General features: G+C 54.9%; 15 protein-coding genes. 6 read left to right on the top strand and 9 right to left on the bottom strand.

Annotated elements, in window-relative coordinates; translation table 11 throughout:
• Positions 1-42 precede the first annotated feature (42 nt).
• Positions 43-1,725 carry a dihydroxy-acid dehydratase gene (gene ilvD / locus ACQE2I_RS05540; RefSeq protein WP_427030460.1) on the top strand — a complete coding sequence of 561 codons (1,683 nt, stop codon included), beginning with the start codon at positions 43-45 and terminating at the stop codon, positions 1,723-1,725.
• 88 nt (positions 1,726-1,813) lie between these two features.
• On the top strand, positions 1,814-3,007 hold the full coding sequence (gene chrA, locus ACQE2I_RS05545; protein ID WP_427030461.1) for a chromate efflux transporter: 1,194 nt from the start codon (positions 1,814-1,816) through the stop codon (positions 3,005-3,007).
• Positions 3,008-3,079: 72 nt separating this feature from the next.
• Here chrA and ACQE2I_RS05550 read toward each other — a convergent pair whose 3' ends face one another.
• Positions 3,080-3,352 (bottom strand): XRE family transcriptional regulator, encoded by a 273-nt coding sequence (locus ACQE2I_RS05550; protein ID WP_427030462.1) that lies wholly within the window; start codon positions 3,350-3,352, stop codon positions 3,080-3,082.
• Between the two features lie 220 nt (positions 3,353-3,572).
• Between ACQE2I_RS05550 and purE the strand changes: the two genes are divergently transcribed.
• Positions 3,573-4,088 (top strand): 5-(carboxyamino)imidazole ribonucleotide mutase, encoded by a 516-nt coding sequence (gene purE, locus ACQE2I_RS05555; protein ID WP_427030463.1) that lies wholly within the window; start codon positions 3,573-3,575, stop codon positions 4,086-4,088.
• 12 nt (positions 4,089-4,100) lie between these two features.
• Complete coding sequence (locus tag ACQE2I_RS05560) at positions 4,101-5,222, top strand: 5-(carboxyamino)imidazole ribonucleotide synthase (RefSeq protein ID WP_427030464.1); 1,122 nt, start codon at positions 4,101-4,103, stop codon at positions 5,220-5,222.
• A gap of 30 nt (positions 5,223-5,252) precedes the next feature.
• On the opposite strand, the gene ACQE2I_RS05565 is transcribed toward ACQE2I_RS05560, so the two are convergent.
• Positions 5,253-6,056 carry a TraX family protein gene (locus ACQE2I_RS05565; protein WP_427030465.1) on the bottom strand — a complete coding sequence of 268 codons (804 nt, stop codon included), beginning with the start codon at positions 6,054-6,056 and terminating at the stop codon, positions 5,253-5,255.
• Positions 6,057-6,194: 138 nt separating this feature from the next.
• Positions 6,195-6,962: a transporter substrate-binding domain-containing protein gene (locus tag ACQE2I_RS05570; protein ID WP_427030466.1), complete on the bottom strand. Its 768-nt coding sequence runs from the start codon at positions 6,960-6,962 to the stop codon at positions 6,195-6,197.
• 275 nt (positions 6,963-7,237) lie between these two features.
• On the opposite strand from ACQE2I_RS05570, the gene ACQE2I_RS05575 reads away from it, so the two are divergent.
• Positions 7,238-8,539 carry an IS1380 family transposase gene (locus ACQE2I_RS05575; RefSeq protein ID WP_427028136.1) on the top strand — a complete coding sequence of 434 codons (1,302 nt, stop codon included), beginning with the start codon at positions 7,238-7,240 and terminating at the stop codon, positions 8,537-8,539.
• A 161-nt stretch (positions 8,540-8,700) separates the two neighbouring features.
• Here the strand turns inward: ACQE2I_RS05575 and ACQE2I_RS05580 are convergent, their stop codons facing one another.
• From ACQE2I_RS05580 to ACQE2I_RS05595, 4 genes are all read right to left on the bottom strand, one after another.
• Positions 8,701-9,432: an ABC transporter permease gene (locus ACQE2I_RS05580; protein ID WP_427030467.1), complete on the bottom strand. Its 732-nt coding sequence runs from the start codon at positions 9,430-9,432 to the stop codon at positions 8,701-8,703.
• The gene (locus ACQE2I_RS05585) at positions 9,432-10,136 is read right to left on the bottom strand and encodes an ABC transporter permease (protein ID WP_427030468.1); all 705 of its coding nucleotides are present in this window, start codon (positions 10,134-10,136) and stop codon (positions 9,432-9,434) included. The genes ACQE2I_RS05580 and ACQE2I_RS05585 overlap by 1 nt, the downstream gene beginning before the upstream one ends.
• A 15-nt stretch (positions 10,137-10,151) precedes the next feature.
• Entirely contained in the window at positions 10,152-10,922 is a 771-nt protein-coding gene (locus tag ACQE2I_RS05590) for an ABC transporter ATP-binding protein (RefSeq protein WP_427030469.1), read from the bottom strand.
• A 208-nt stretch (positions 10,923-11,130) separates the two neighbouring features.
• Complete coding sequence (locus tag ACQE2I_RS05595; protein WP_427030470.1) at positions 11,131-12,108, bottom strand: succinylglutamate desuccinylase; 978 nt, start codon at positions 12,106-12,108, stop codon at positions 11,131-11,133.
• A 583-nt stretch (positions 12,109-12,691) separates the two neighbouring features.
• On the opposite strand from ACQE2I_RS05595, the gene wrbA reads away from it, so the two are divergent.
• Entirely contained in the window at positions 12,692-13,291 is a 600-nt protein-coding gene (wrbA, locus tag ACQE2I_RS05600) for an NAD(P)H:quinone oxidoreductase (protein ID WP_427030471.1), read from the top strand.
• Positions 13,292-13,407: 116 nt separating this feature from the next.
• On the opposite strand, the gene ACQE2I_RS05605 is transcribed toward wrbA, so the two are convergent.
• Both ACQE2I_RS05605 and ACQE2I_RS05610 read right to left on the bottom strand, forming a co-directional pair.
• Complete coding sequence (locus tag ACQE2I_RS05605; RefSeq protein WP_427030472.1) at positions 13,408-14,436, bottom strand: SMP-30/gluconolactonase/LRE family protein; 1,029 nt, start codon at positions 14,434-14,436, stop codon at positions 13,408-13,410.
• A gap of 170 nt (positions 14,437-14,606) precedes the next feature.
• Positions 14,607-15,680: a tartrate dehydrogenase gene (locus ACQE2I_RS05610; RefSeq protein ID WP_427030473.1), complete on the bottom strand. Its 1,074-nt coding sequence runs from the start codon at positions 15,678-15,680 to the stop codon at positions 14,607-14,609.
• Position 15,681 lies beyond the last annotated feature (1 nt).

Consider the following 15,681-nt stretch of genomic DNA (forward strand, 5'->3'; position numbering starts at 1 on the left):
CAAGCTATGCAAATACCGTGAACAATGCGAAGAGAGAGCCTAATGACCGAGCCTACCAATAATTCCCGCCGCCACTCTGCTCAAGTGGTCGATGGCCCCGGCAAAGCCGCTAGCCGTGCGATGCTGCGCGCTGTGGGCTTTAATGACGAAGATTTCAAAAAGCCCCAGGTGGGTATTGCCTCTACCTGGAGCATGGTGACGCCGTGCAATAGCCATATTAATGAACTGGCCGAGTTTGCCCGCGATGGCGCCGATGCGGGCGGTGGTAAAGGGGTGATTTTCAATACCATCACGATTTCCGATGGTATTGCCAACGGCACCGAAGGCATGAAGTACTCGCTGGTATCGCGGGAAGTGATCGCCGATTCGATCGAAACCGTCGCGGGCTGTGAAGGTTTTGATGGCCTAGTGGCAATTGGTGGCTGCGATAAGAACATGCCGGGTTGCATGATGGGCCTGGCGCGTTTGAACCGCCCCAGCGTGTTTGTTTACGGCGGCACCATCATGCCCGGTAAAGGGCACACCGATATTGTCTCGGTATTTGAAGCGATGGGCGCGCACTCGCGTGGCGATATCGATTTAATCGAACTTAAAAACATCGAAGAGACGGCGATTCCCGGTCCTGGTTCATGCGGCGGCATGTACACCGCTAATACAATGGCTTCTGCGATTGAGGCATTAGGCATGAGCTTGCCGGGCAGCTCCGCGCAAAATGCCATCTCCCAAGAGAAGCGCGATGACTGTAAAGCGGCGGGCGAGGCGGTGCTGGCGCTGTTAGCCGACGATATTAAACCTTCCGATATCATGACCCGCGCGGCGTTTGAGAATGCGATTACTGTGGTAATTGCCCTGGGTGGTTCAACCAACGCGGTACTGCACCTTATCGGCATGGCGCGCACCATTGGTGTTGAGCTCACCCTGGCTGACTTTACCGAAATTGGTAAGCGCGTGCCGGTGCTTGCTGATCTTCGCCCTAGCGGTCATTACATGATGAGCGAGCTGGTGGCGATTGGCGGTATTCAGCCGCTGATGAAAATGCTACTGAATGCAGGCCTGCTCAACGGCGAGTGTTTAACCGTTACGGGTAAAACGCTTGAAGAGAACTTGGCTAAGGTCGAGTCTTATCCGGCTGAGCCACCCATTATTGCCTCGTTGGGCAACCCGGTTAAAGCGGAAAGCCATTTGCGTATGCTTTACGGCAACCTGGCACCGGAAGGCGCAGTGGCGAAAATTACCGGCAAAGAGGGCACGCGCTTCTCTGGCTCGGCGCGGGTATTTGGCTCGGAAGAAGAGGCCCAGGCGCGCATTAACGACGGCACCGTGGTCGCTGGCGATGTCGTGGTGATTCGCTACGAAGGCCCGAAAGGCGGCCCGGGTATGCGCGAAATGCTCACGCCGACATCCGCGATTATGGGCCGCGGTTTGGGTAACGACGTCGCGCTGATCACTGATGGACGCTTCTCGGGTGGCAGCCACGGCTTTGTGGTCGGCCACGTGTCACCGGAAGCCTTCGATGGCGGCCCGCTGGCGCTGGTAGAAAATGGCGACATCATCACCATTGATGCGGAAGCGGATACCATCGATGTAGATGTATCTGAAGATGAAATGAACCGTCGTCGCGCAGCGTGGCAGCAGCCGGAACCCCGCTATACTCGCGGCGTGTTGGCTAAATATGCGCGCTTGGTTAGCTCCGCTAGCACCGGCGCGGTCACCGACCAAGAATAACGCTTTAGCGGTAAGTGTCATCAAGACGTCAAGCGCAAGGCTTAGTATAAGAGCCTTGCGCTTTTTTAATTGGCTAAGCGGTGGGGTTATGGTGGAGAACACGCAAGCACGCGGGCGTATAGGTGAGGTGTTTTGGGCATTTCTAGTCCTTGGCTTAACCTCTTTTGGTGGCCCGGTAGCGCATCTTGGCTATTTCCGTACCACGTTTGTGGAGCGCCGGAAGTGGTTAACCGAAGGCGCCTATGCTGATCTAGTAGCGCTATGCCAGTTTTTGCCAGGGCCCGCGAGCAGCCAGGTGGGTTTTGCGCTCGGTTTACTGCGCGCAGGCCCTTGGGGTGCGGCTATGGCGTGGCTGGCGTTTACGCTACCTTCCGCACTTGTGTTGGTGTTGTTTGCGTTTGGCGCGGCGGTGCTGGATGGCCCTATCGCCAGCGGTATTACTCACGGCTTAAAAGTAGTGGCGGTTGCCATTGTGGCCCACGCGGTATGGGGTATGGCGCGCAACCTCTGCCCCGATAAAACCCGCGCGGGAATCGCGCTTGCGGCGATATTTATGGTGGTGCTGGTTAGTGGCCCGCTGGGCCAAGTCGCGGCGATTGTATTGGGCGGCTTGGCCGGCCTAGCGCTGTGTCGCGATAGCGCAGCCACCACAGCAAGTGAGCCACTACATTTTCCGGTATCGCGCCGGGTGGGCATGGTGTCGCTAGGGCTATTCGGTGGGCTGTTGATCCTGCTGCCACTATTGGCGGGAAGTGCCATTTGGCTCAGCGTTATTGATGCGTTTTACCGCTCAGGCGCGTTGGTGTTTGGCGGCGGGCACGTGGTGCTGCCGCTTTTAGAAGCCGAAGTGGTGCAGTCGGGCTGGGTCACGCCGGATGAATTTTTGGCCGGTTATGGTGCGGCCCAGGCGGTGCCGGGGCCATTGTTTACCTTTGCTGCTTATTTAGGTGCGCTGCTGCCGGGTATCAATGGTTTAGTCGGCGCGTTGCTGGCGCTGCTGGCGATCTTCATCCCCGGCTTTTTGCTATTAGTCGGCGTGCTGCCGTTTTGGAATCAATTTCGTCAGTGGGGCAGCGCTCAGGCATTAATGCGTGGTGCCAATGCCGCCGTGGTAGGTATTTTAGGCGCAGCGCTTTATCAGCCGGTATGGACGAGCGCTATTATAGGTAAACAAGAGTTCGCTTTGGCACTGACAGGGTTTTTAATGCTAACCGTATGGAAGCTGCCCGCCTGGGTAGTGGTCGCAGTGATAGCGTTGGGGGGAATAGCGATTGCGCCTTGAGGAAGGCTAAATATCAGACCGCCGAGAGGCGGTCTGTTGCTGAGGGGCAATAAGAAAGCAGAAAAGTAGCTGCTATGGCGCCTCCAGCTCTAAAGTGCGACGCAGGGCGTGAAGTTCATCCACTCCCAGGTGCTCAAGCCTTCCGGCGAGCAGGTCGCTGATTTTCTGAACGGGAAGCCCTGCCCGGCGGGCAATTTCTCGGCTTCCTAGGTCTGATACGGCGATCAGACGTGTGATAATACGCATTAATCGCGTACGTTTTTCTAGTTCCCTGACATCGAGGTCAGGGCTGCTTCGCGGAGGATCAAGCTTTTCCGCAGTGGCAGTTGGGCGTGCCGTGCTCATGTGGCTCCATCAGTCTGAAATGACAAGCACACAATGCCGCCAACCGGGGCGCATTTCAATGCCTATTTTGATGAAAATTTCACGCCCTCTGCAAAGCCCGCAAACGGCCTAGCTCTGGTAAACTATCTGCCTTCCTATTTTTATGTGTAGCTAGGCAGGTGCACGCTACTTTTTTACTTTTAATCTCGCTTTTAAAGGCCGATGGGCCGAGGAGTTTTGCATGTCGTCGAACAGCGCACCCAAGGTGGGCGTGATCATGGGGTCCAAGTCTGACTGGCCAGTCATGGAGCATGCGGTTTCCATGCTGGAGCGTTTGGGCGTGGCCTATGAAACGCGCGTGGTGTCGGCGCACCGCACGCCTGACCTGCTGTTCGACTATGCCAAGAGTGCTGCCGAGCGCGGCTTACAGGTGATTGTGGCGGGCGCGGGCGGCGCTGCCCACTTGCCGGGTATGGTGGCTTCGCAAACGCCGTTGCCGGTGCTGGGTGTGCCGGTGGAGTCGAAGGCCCTTAAAGGCTTGGATTCGCTGCTCTCGATTGCCCAGATGCCGGGCGGTATCGCGGTGGGTACGCTGGCGATTGGCAAAGCGGGCGCCACTAATGCTGGTTTGTTAGCGGCGCAAATTGTCGGCCTGCAGGATGCGACCATACGCAGCGCAGTCGAGGCATTTCGCGCTGAGCAGACCCAGAAAGTACTCGATAACCCGGATCCGCGCCCTGAGCCGGAAGCAGAATAAGGAGGTTCGGACATGAATATCGGCATTCTAGGTGCAGGTCAGTTAGGGCGTATGTTGGCGCTGGCGGGTTACCCGCTGGGTAATCGCTTTACCTTCCTGGATACCACGGGCAACCCCAGCGCCGGCATCGGCGACGTTATTGTGGATCCTGACAACCAGCACTTGGCCGAGTTTTTAGCCAAGGTTGACGTGGTGACCTACGAGTTCGAGCACTTGCCCGTTCAACTGGTGCGTGAGATCGAACAGCACAAGCCGGTTTACCCCAGTAGCCGCGCCATTGAAGTGTGCCAGAACCGAGTCGAAGAGAAGACACTGTTTGATCGTTTAGGCATCCCCACGCCTGCTTATCGAGTGGTTGAGAGTGCCGAGCAGCTTGAAGCCGCCGCCCGTGAATTGGGCTGCCCGGTGGTGGCTAAATCGGTCACTGAAGGCTACGACGGCAAAGGCCAGGCGGTGTTAAAGCAACCTGAGCAGGCGGCAGATACATGGGCCGCTATCGGCCATTCGCAGTTGGTTGTTGAGGCCTTCGTCGATTTCGTGCGCGAAGTCTCGATGATTGCCGTGCGCGGCCGCGATGGCGAGGTGGTGTTCTACCCTATGGCGGAAAACCAGCACGTCGATGGCATTTTGCGTTACTCGGTGGCGCCGTTGCCGGATCTGGATGCCAGTGTGCAGCAAACGGCCGATAGCTATATCCGCGCGCTGCTTAATGAGCTGGATTACGTGGGTGTGCTAGCGCTAGAGCTGTTTCAAACCCGCGATGGCAGCCTGCTCGCCAACGAAATGGCGCCCCGCGTGCATAACTCCGGCCACTGGACGATGGACGGCGCAGTGACCAGCCAGTTCGAAAATCACCTGCGTGCGATACAGGGCTTGCCCTTAGGCGATACCCAGGCGATTGCCCCCACCTGTATGATTAATGTGGTTGGCCGCGAGGGTGATAACGTGGCGATACTAGCGCTTAACAATACCCATTTGCATCGTTATGACAAAGCCGAGCGGGCAGGCCGCAAACTGGCTCACGTCAATATCCTCGCACCTAACCATGCCGAACTGCTGGAGAAAGTTAACGCCTGCAGCGCTTTATTGCCTGAAGCACCGCCCCCTGCCTTAAGCTTTTCCATCAAACAGTAGTGTCTAAAGCCGCCGAGTCAGGCGGCTCTTTTAACTTAACTGACCGCTAAACAACAACCATAGCGCGATTAACGCAAAGTGACCCGGGTACCAAGCTAGCCACAACCGGCGCGGCATCACGACACTCACGGTAGGTATCCGCTGAGCCGCGCCTGCGGCCAGTATCAGCACCACTACGCAGGTGCCTACGGTAAACGATTTGGCCATATCGGAGGCGTTCATCTGTCCGGCTATCCAAAGTACCGGGAATGCCGCTAAACCGGCCCACAGGCGCGCTTGAAAATGGCTTTCTGCTTGGCTTAACGCATGCATGGCAAACATTAACAGCGGAATCAATAGCAGCCCGTTGTGGCCGTACTCTACCCAGAACCCAAGCAGGTACCACACGGTAACACCTAATGCTGCACCGGCTAGCAGCCAGGGCATATTGAGGGTTTGCTGCTGGTAATGCTGCCAACCTTGGCGTACCAGCGACCCCAAGGCTAAGCCACTGGCCAGGGTGAAACAGACATTCAGGATAAAGGCGTCTGATGTGCGCGGCATCATCATGTAGGGGAGCTGGGCGACCAAGCCGATAATCAAAATACGCCGCGAGTAGCGTAAGGGGTTACGGGTATTAAATAGCCCGTGCCACGCCACCATGGCGGCAAACAGCGGAAAGGCGATACGGCCAATGGAAGAGCCTGCCCAACTTAAGTCCCAATCACCGGGCAGTATGTAGCGAGTGAGGTGATCAATGGTCATGGTGATCAGCGCCAGCCATTGGCCCCAACCTGTCCAGTGGGAAGAGGGGCGTGGGAGAGTGCCTGCATGTGGGCTAGTCGAGTGAGCCATAAAACCTCCGTGTTGAGCATGCGCAATGATACACAGACAGAGGTAGCTTTACCTAGTTCACTGAATTAGCAGAGTTAGCCAGAAACGCATCACCCCGGCAATTGCCGGGGTGATGGACGTTGAGGCTTGCTTTGAGGCTTACTGTTTTCCACCGAAATAACGCGTGTAGATCTCGTCGTAAGTACCGTCTTCTTGCACTTCAGCCAGGGCTTCGTTGAACTTCTCGGCTAACGCTTCATCGCGTTGACGGAAGGCGATACCAAAGCCATCACCAAAATATTCTTTAGGTTCGGTGAGCATCTCGCCGATAACAATATAGTTGCCTTCTTCGTTATCCAGCAGCGTGGACTTACCGACTGGGTAGTCGAGGAATAAGATGTCCAAGCGCTCGGATTCCATGTCCAGCACCATGTCATCGGCGGTAGAGTAACGGTTGATGTCGGCGACATCGCCGTACATGTCGGTGACGTAGTTATCTTGTAGGGTGCCGCGCTGAACGCCGATGGTCATGCCGGCGAGCGATTCTTCATTGGTTGCATCAAGGTCGCTGCCTTCTGGGGCAAACCAGGCGGACGGTGGGGTGATGTAGGGGTCAGAAAACAGCACTTGCTCGCGACGGTCATCATTGATCGTCATAGAGGACATGATAGCGTCGTATTTGCGCGCCATGAGACCAGGGATAATGCCGTCCCAGCCTTGTACCACCCATTCACACTCAACGCCGATACGCTCGCAGAGGGCATTGCCCAAATCGATATCAAAGCCGGTCAGCTCGCCATCCGGCGTGCGATATTCCATCGGCTCGTAAGGTACATCAACCCCGATACGCAGTTGGTCTTCTTGCGCCTGGGCGGCGCTTGCTGCAACGGCTAAGCCTAGCAGTGAGACAGACAGCAGTTTTTTCATTATGTATCTCCTTGGAAGCAGAGTTCATCTAAGCAACCTGTGCATATTGATGGCGGTGCCTATACGGCGTTGACCAGGTTAATCACAGGTTGATTGGCGATGATCATTATTAATTTATCCTAACTCTGCGTTGACGAAAAGTGCTTGATGATGCGTAAACCAACGTTTGTTTTACACTAGCCTGGATTTCTCACGGGGTATAAAAGAAAGCGGCTGAAAGTGCTATGATTTCAAGAGCCTAACCAATCCATCAAGCACCAACAACCGCTTCCAAAATGGTACCTGAAAAACTGACCTTCTCGCCACTCTCACGCCGCCAAATTGAAGCCGATTTCTCTGGGGGCCACATCACCTCCGATGCTGGATTGCTCCTGCTTCGTGAAGTCGATAAGCAACATCGCCTGACGCACCGCTTGGCCTCCGTGCTTCATGATCCCCGCGCACCGGAACAGGTTCGTCACAAGCACGACACTCTGGTTCGTCAGCGAGTGTTCGGTGTCGCCGCGGGCTACGAAGATTTCAACGACCATGAGGCCCTACGCTATGATCAGGCGCTTCAGACAGCGCTCGGTGAAGATAATGCGCTGGCAGGCAAGTCTACGCTGTGCCGGAGTGAGCAGAACGCCGATCGACAAGCGATGGTGAAGGCCCATGAGGTGCTGTGGCACCACTTCATTGAACAGCATGACGCACCCCCGAAGGAGATCGTGCTGGACTTTGATGGCACCGATATCCCTGTGCACGGTGAGCAACCCGGGAAGTTCTTTAACCGCTATTACGATCACCACTGCTACTTCCCGCTGTATGTCTTCTGTGGCCGCCATCTACTAGTGAGCTATCTGCGCACCAGTGACCACAGCGACAGCCATCACAGCTGGGCCATTCTGGCGTTACTGGTGCGCTTTATCCGCCAGTACTGGCCCGATACACGCATCGTGTTACGGGGTGATAGCCACTTTTGCCGCCCTCGGATGCTGAACTGGTGTGATCGGCATCATATCGACTACATCGTGGGCATCGGCAAGAACAGTCGGCTGCTCAAGGAAGTGGACGTGCCCATGATGCTGGTGCGCAAGACCCAGTGGGAGGTGGGCGGGAAAGTGGCAGAGACGTTCCGCTTCCAATATCAAGCACACTCCTGGAAGTATCCACGCTGGGTGGTGGCCCGTCTGGAAGAAGGCGAACTGGGCTCTAATCCCCGGTTTATCATTAGTTCCCGTTATGACGATGGCTTCAAACTCTACTACGAGCAGTACTGCGCTCGGGGCGACATGGAGAACCGAATCAAGGATCAACAACTGAGCCTGTTTGCTGACCGGACCTCCAGTACGCACTGGTGGGCCAATCAGTGGCGGCTGATCTTATCGGGCTTCGCCTATACGCTGTTCGAGCGCTTACGCACTTACCTGAAGAAGACCCCTTTTGAGCGCATGAGCCCAAGCAACCTGAGGCTCAAACTCATCAAAGTGGGCGCGGTCATCATCCGCAATACGCGCCGAATCCGGGTGTTGATGAGTGACAGCTACCCCTATAAAGCGCAACTATCCGATCTCATCAGGCGGTTAGTACCGAGCTGAATGCGCGGGCGCCCCCGGCCCGACGCAATGGGGGAAAGGGGGAGGTGTGTCTGAACGACGGAAAGAGGCTAAAAAGCAGGCAGTTTAAACCGTACCAATCGGCTTTTAGTGGTATGACGGCTTGGAGGTGGTACTGGCTGAGGTGCTATGAGAAATCCGGGCTAGGAGTTTTGCGGCTGTAGATGTGCGAGCAGTTTTTTCTCTAGATAACGAAAGAAATACAAGATGGTGAAGGTTAAGCACAGATATATCGCCGCCACAAACAAGAATGCGTCAAAAGGCGCATAAAAACGCGCATAGACAAAGCGCGCCGCGCCGGTAAGATCCATAATCGTCACCACGCTGGCAATAGCGCTGGCATGGAGCATGAAAATGACTTCGTTGCCGTAGGCCGGCAGGGCGCGACGAAAAGCGCTGGGGATAATAATGCGTCGCATGGTCTGCTGGGGTGACATGCCGTAGGCACGAGCCGCTTCAATTTCACCTTTCGAGGTAGACTTAATCGCACCGCGAAAAATCTCGGTTGTATAGGCGGCGGTGTTGAGGGTGAATGCAATGAGGGCGGGAACGAACGGTTTTTCAAGTATCACCCATAGCCAAGTGTCTTGAATACCGTCCACAAACACCACACCGTAATAAATCAGGTAGAGCTGGATGAGTAGCGGTGTGCCACGAAAGACATAGGTGTAGGCAAAAATAGGCCACTTAATCCAGGCGTGTTTTGAACCACGCCCAATGGCAAGCGGAACCGCGGCGATTAAGCCAATGACCAGCGATAGAAATACCAGTTGCACCGTGGTAGTCAGCCCATCGCCATAATAGGAAAGCGTTTGCAGCGTGAAAATGCTGTTCTCGGCAAGCTGATTTTCGAGCCATGTCATGAAAGCGGTCATTAGTCTGCCTCCCCATAGCCAATGTTGTAGCGTTTTTGCAGACGAGCAAAGATCCACTCCGAAACGCTGGCGATGAGCAGATAGATAAGCGCGACAATAATCATGAAGGTGAAAGGTTCACGCGTTGCTTTAGAGGCTTCTGAGGCGACGCGTACCATGTCAGACAGCCCGATTACCGAGACCAGCGCTGTGGTTTTGAGCAATACCATCCAATTGTTGGAAAGGCCGGGTAGCGCATGGCGCATCATCTGCGGAAAGCGCACACGACGAAAAACCAGCCCATCGCTCATGCCATAGGCTTTACCGGCTTCGATTTGCCCATTGTCGACCGCCATAAAAGCGCCGCGAAAGGTTTCCCCCATATAGGCCCCGAAGATCAGTCCGATGGTGATAACGCCCGCTACGAAGGCATCGATATTGATAAAAATATCGATATTGAATGAGTAGTAAAGCCAATCGGTGATCATGTTGACGCCAATTTGGCCGCCGAAAAAAAACAGCATCATCAACACTAGGTCGGGCACGCCGCGAATAAGTGTGGTGTAAAGCGTGGCAAGGCGATGCGCTAACCAGTTGCGCGACATCTTTGCACTGGCGGTCAGTAGCCCCAAAATAATCGCTAAAATCAGCGACAGCACCGCTAGCTGGATGGTAACACCGGCCCCCTCGATCAGCCGGGGACCATACCCTTGTAGATCAATCATGGTAAGCCTCGCGGATCAGTATTTGGGGGCCAGAAATTGCTGCAGGCGCGGTGATTGCGGATTACCCAGTACGTCAGCAGGCGGTCCCGACTCCTCCACTAAACCTTCGTGAAGATAGACCACTTGGCTGGAGACATCACGGGCAAAGCTCATCTCGTGGGTCACCACCACCATGGTGCGGCCTTCTTCGGCGAGGCCGTGCATGACTTTCAATACATCGCCGACCAATTCTGGGTCGAGGGCAGAGGTAGGTTCGTCAAACAGCATAACTTCTGGATCCATCGCCAGCGCGCGAGCAATCGCGCCGCGCTGCTGCTGGCCGCCAGACATCTGCGCCGGGTAGGCGTTGGCACGAGCCGTTAAGCCGACGCGATCGAGCAGGGCGTGGGCGTGCTCCAAGGCTTCTTTTTTAGGTTTTTTTAGCACGTGAATCGGCGCTTCGATGATATTTTCCAACAGTGTCATGTGAGCCCAAAGGTTAAAGCTCTGGAACACCATGGAGAGCTTAGCGCGCATTTGTACTACCTGCTTCCAGTCTTCCGGTTCGCGGCCATGCTTAGTGGTTTTAAAGCGAATGGGTTCGCCATGCACAATGAGGTCGCCATCGTCGGGCTGTTCAAGCAAGTTCATGCAGCGCAAAAAAGTACTTTTACCCGATCCAGAGGCACCTATAAGGGTAATCACATCACCCTTTTGGGCTTGTAGTGAGAGGCCTTTCAGAACTTCCGTATCGCCAAAGCGTTTTTTAATATTACGCACTTCAAGGGGAGTAGGCGTAGCGGCCATATCATTGGCTCCAGTACAGAGTTGCCGCAGCAACATGTGGGTTTGATGCGGCTGGCGCGAAAAAAGGGGCGATTCTATCAGGCTGGGCGCATTATGCGCGCTTTCCTTATAACATTATGCACACGACGTTGGTCGTATCGACGCCAAGGGGCCTGTTATCGCCTTACCATTGTTATTGTCTAAGCTAGCGTTTTTCCTGCCTGGTGTTCTAGGCGATAGGCGCCACCAATAGCGCGGCACGGGCGCCCACTTCCACCTGGGCGTTGGGAAATACCACGTAAAGCGGCATATCGCCCACCCGAAACTCACCGGCATTGCCATCCTGCGCCAGCAGGGTGCCTGGCTCAAAGCGGCTGAAGTTAGCCGTGTCCTCGGCAAAACAGAGCTGGAAATCATCGGATTGACGAATTAACTCGTGATGAACCTGAAAAAACTGCATTTGCGTGGCTGGCTGACTGGGCGGAGAGCGCCCTTCACTAAGCGCCGAGAGCAGCGCGCACATCGGTTTTAGGGAGGCCATATCGTTTTGACCGAAAGGCGCGGCGCGACCCAGCTCAAAGGTGAATGCCTGGGCGGCGTGATAGTGCTTGCTGTAGTGGGAGAACGTCCAGCTGTGCTGATGCTGGTGCAACACCGCCTGCATATCCGCCGCCGCTAGCCAGCCCCACTGCTCGGCGTCTGTGGGGGCCTTGGCATAGGGTTCTACAACGAAGCGGGTATAACGGCTACCCCTTATCGCGGTATGTAGGTCGTAATGCAATTTGGGTAGCCCCGAATGGCGCGCATAAAAACCATCCACCGCGGCCATTAACACCCGAGCGCGATCTGGTTCTTCGCCTCCGGCAGTTAGTTCGCGGCTAAACAGCCGGTTTAAATTGGTGGTAACAAAACGCTGCTGTGCCTTAAGCGCAGGCAGGTTGCCTAAAATCACTAGGACGGGGGCGCCAAGCGATATGCTGCCTGCTTCTAAGCCGCTTAGCCATTCACCTACCAATTCAACTGGCGCGGTTTCATTGCCGTGGATGGCTGCTGAAAAAATGCACGCCTGAGCCGCAGGGCGAGTTTCGTTTGGTGTTAACTCCAAAATGCCGGGCGCATGTAAATGGTAAGTGCCGCTTGCAAAAACACCTTGGCTAGCGGCGGGGGGGCGCCCATCAAGCGACCAGTCGAGCCATTGGCCTAGCATTGTCGCTCCTCAGTTAACTGTTTTGAGTATCGTTGTCAGTATAAAAGCGAGCCTAGGTTTACCACGCTGGGCGTATGCCACAAGCCCGCAGGTCGTTCGCGTGTAAAAGCCTAGCGTATTCGTGAAAAAGCGTATTCATGAAACAAGCGGAAGCTGACATGTGGCTTTATTTAATCGCTAACAGCAAAAAACGCCCATGGGTGTATGAGCGTTTTTCAATTTGTTCATTAAGTTACGCTGAACGCTGGCGCTGCATTTCTTCCTGGTACTCGCTAGCAAGCGATGTCTTTTGTTTATCTTGCAGGTCGCGCTGAATATCGTGATCCTTACGCAGGGCTTCAAAAATCGTCATTCCAGACTCCTTGGAGTCGTTTGATGTAGGCAAGTCAAAAGCTAGTGGTGGTTGGCGTAAAGTGCAAGATGGCGTTCGTCGATGAAATCGACGCCCACGGACGAAAACATTCGCTTTTTTCTATGCTTGAGTGCGCTATGTTGTGTTTACTACTTATTAAGCGACGTCCACTTTAGGCGACGCTCACTGCACTACTCATAACTGCACTATTCATAAGTGAAGGAGATAGTAATGACAAAGGTACTGGTACTTTATTATTCCATGTATGGCCATATCGATACGCTGGCTCAGGCCGTGGAAGAAGGTGCAAAGGGCGTCAGTGGCGTCGAAGTCACTGTCAAGCGCGTACCGGAAACAATGCCTGACGAGGCGTTTAAAAACGCAGGAGGCAAGCAGGACTACAATACGCCGGAAGCCACACCCCAAGAGCTTACCGATTACGATGCGATCATCTTCGGTACCCCCACCCGCTTTGGTAATATGGCCGGTCAAATGCGTACCTTCCTGGATCAAACCGGCGGACTGTGGGCGAATGGTGCCCTACGTGGCAAAGTAGCCAGCGTGTTCACCTCTACCGGTACCGGCGGTGGCGATGAAATGACCATTACCTCTACCTGGACCACACTTGCCCACCACGGCATGATCATTGTGCCAATTGGTTACGGCCTTGAAGAGCAGTTTGATATTTCTAAAGTCAGTGGTGGCACACCCTATGGTGCATCCACACTGGCCGGTGGCGATGGTTCGCGTCAGCCCGATGAACGCGAACTGAAAATTGCCCGTTTCCAAGGCGAGCTAGTGGCTAAAACGGCGGCTAAGCTGGCCAGCTAATTGATCGCTTAAGTCAGCGAGTAAGTTCTATAGCGCTTAACTCGTATAGCGCGTAATGTAAAAAGCCTCGCTGGAGCAATCCAGCGAGGCTTTTTTATTGGCGTTTCAGCCACTGGCTACGCGCCACGTGTCGCCGTATAAATTGTGTAAACAGATTGGCTGGCCGTCATAAATAGTCGATTGCGACCCTTGCCAGCAAAACACACATTCGAGCAGACTTCGGGCAGCAACACCCGCCCCAGCAGTGTGCCTTCCGGTGAGAAGACCACCACACCATCGATGCCTTCGCCACCATTGGCACTTGACCAGATATTGCCATCTACATCGCAGGTCATGCCGTCGAAAATGGTGTCCTCGCTGGTGACGATCACCTGCCGGTCGCTGACGCTGCGACCATCTTCGCCTAGTGTCCAGCGGATAATTCGCGCAGGCTCGTTGAAGTGGGTGGGGGCACTGTCACTGGCGTAAAATCCCTCGCCATCGGGTGTCAGTACAATACCGTTTGGCTTGTGGATATCATCGGTCAACATGATGGGCTCATCCAGGCTGTCATCGACGTAATAGATCGCCGTTTCGAGCTCCAGATCACGCTTTTTGCCCTCATAGTCGAAGTGAGCGCCATAGCCTGGGTCAGTGAAAATTACGCCACCTGACGGTAGGGCAACTACATCATTGGGAGCATTGAGTGGCTTGCCTTGATAACGTTCGGCAAGCACCGTGGTGCTGCCATCCCACTCGTAGCGCAAAACGCGTGAAGGGTAGTGTTCGCAAGCGATTAGCCGTCCCTGATGATCGAAGGTGTTACCGTTAGAGTGCCCGACATTATCTCTCAAAACGCTGACTTGACCAGTCGATTCGTCCCAGCGCATCTGCTTGGCGCGGGGTATATCGCTGAACACGACATAACGACCTATGGCGTTCCATGCTGGCCCCTCTGCCCACAGCCCCCCGCTCCAGTGACGCTCCAGTGGGCTATTGAAAATCATATAATCACTAAAACGGGGATCCTCGACTTTCCAGGCATCAACCGGGTACCTATCCGGGGTAGGAGCTTGTGAGGTCTGCAAAGCAAAAAGCTGAGGCGATGTGCCAATAGCGGCCAGGGCGGCCGTTGCCGAAAGGAACTGACGGCGTCCAAGTTTCATAGCATTGTCCTGATTGTTGTTTGTTAACGTTGAGTGTTGACGTGCAGCGAGTGGACAGTAAGGCAGTTTCAGCCACTCTCAGGACAAATGTAGAACATATGTTGTTAAAAGTCGCTCATTGGCTGCTCGATAGCAGTTCTCCGAGCAGCCAACGGCAAAGGGCTTAGCCATTAGCGCAAAATAGCTTCAGCAATTGCTTTACCTAGGCTTTCCGTGGAGCCATTACCGCCCACATCGCGGGTAACTACATTGGCGTCCCCTTTGCTTAACACTGCCTCGATAGCCGCGACCATCGCATCACCGGCTTCTTTATAGCCGAGGTGCTCCAGCATCATTGCCCCCGACCAAATCTGGCCGATAGGGTTGGCGATGCCTTTACCGGCGATATCCGGCGCGCTGCCGTGTACTGGCTCAAATAGGCTGGGGAAGTTGCCTGCTGGGTTGATATTCGCCGAAGGGGCAATACCGATGGTGCCGGTGCAGGCGGGGCCTAAGTCGGAGAGGATATCGCCGAATAGGTTACTGCCGACGACGACGTCGAACCAATCCGGGTGAAGCACGAAGTTGGCGGTGAGAATATCGATATGGAATTTATCCACGGCGATCGCTGGGTAGTCTTTGGCCATCTCGATCACGCGCTCATCCCAATACGGCATGGTGATTGAGATGCCGTTGGACTTGGTCGCGGAGGTGAGCTTTTTACGTGGGCGGGTTTGCGCCAGCTCAAAGGCGTACTTCAGTACGCGGTCAACGCCGGTGCGGGTCATGACCGTGTCTTGAATAACCACTTCACGGTCAGTGCCTTCAAACATTTTGCCGCCAACGCTTGAGTACTCGCCTTCGGTATTTTCCCGCACCACGTAAAAGTCGATATCGCCGGGTTCACGGCCTGCTAGCGGGCTTTTGATCCCAGGCATAAGTTTGCAGGGGCGCAGGTTGATGTACTGGTCAAAGCGGCGCCGGAACTGCAGCAGCGAGCCCCATAGAGAAATATGGTCGGGGACTTTATCGGGCCAGCCCACCGCGCCATAAAATAGCGCATCGAAGCCTTTTAACTGCTCGAACCAATCGTCCGGTAACATTTTGCCGTGTTCTAGGTAGTAGTCGCAGCTGCCAAACTCAAAGGTGGTGAACTCAAGGTCAATGTTAAAACGCTTGGCAGTGGCCTCAAGGGCGCGAATGCCTTCGGGCATGACTTCGGTGCCGATGCCGTCACCGGCGATAATGGCTATACGGTGGGTCATA

The organism is Halomonas sp. H2 (assembly GCF_050215315.1).
Lineage (GTDB): Bacteria > Pseudomonadota > Gammaproteobacteria > Pseudomonadales > Halomonadaceae > Vreelandella.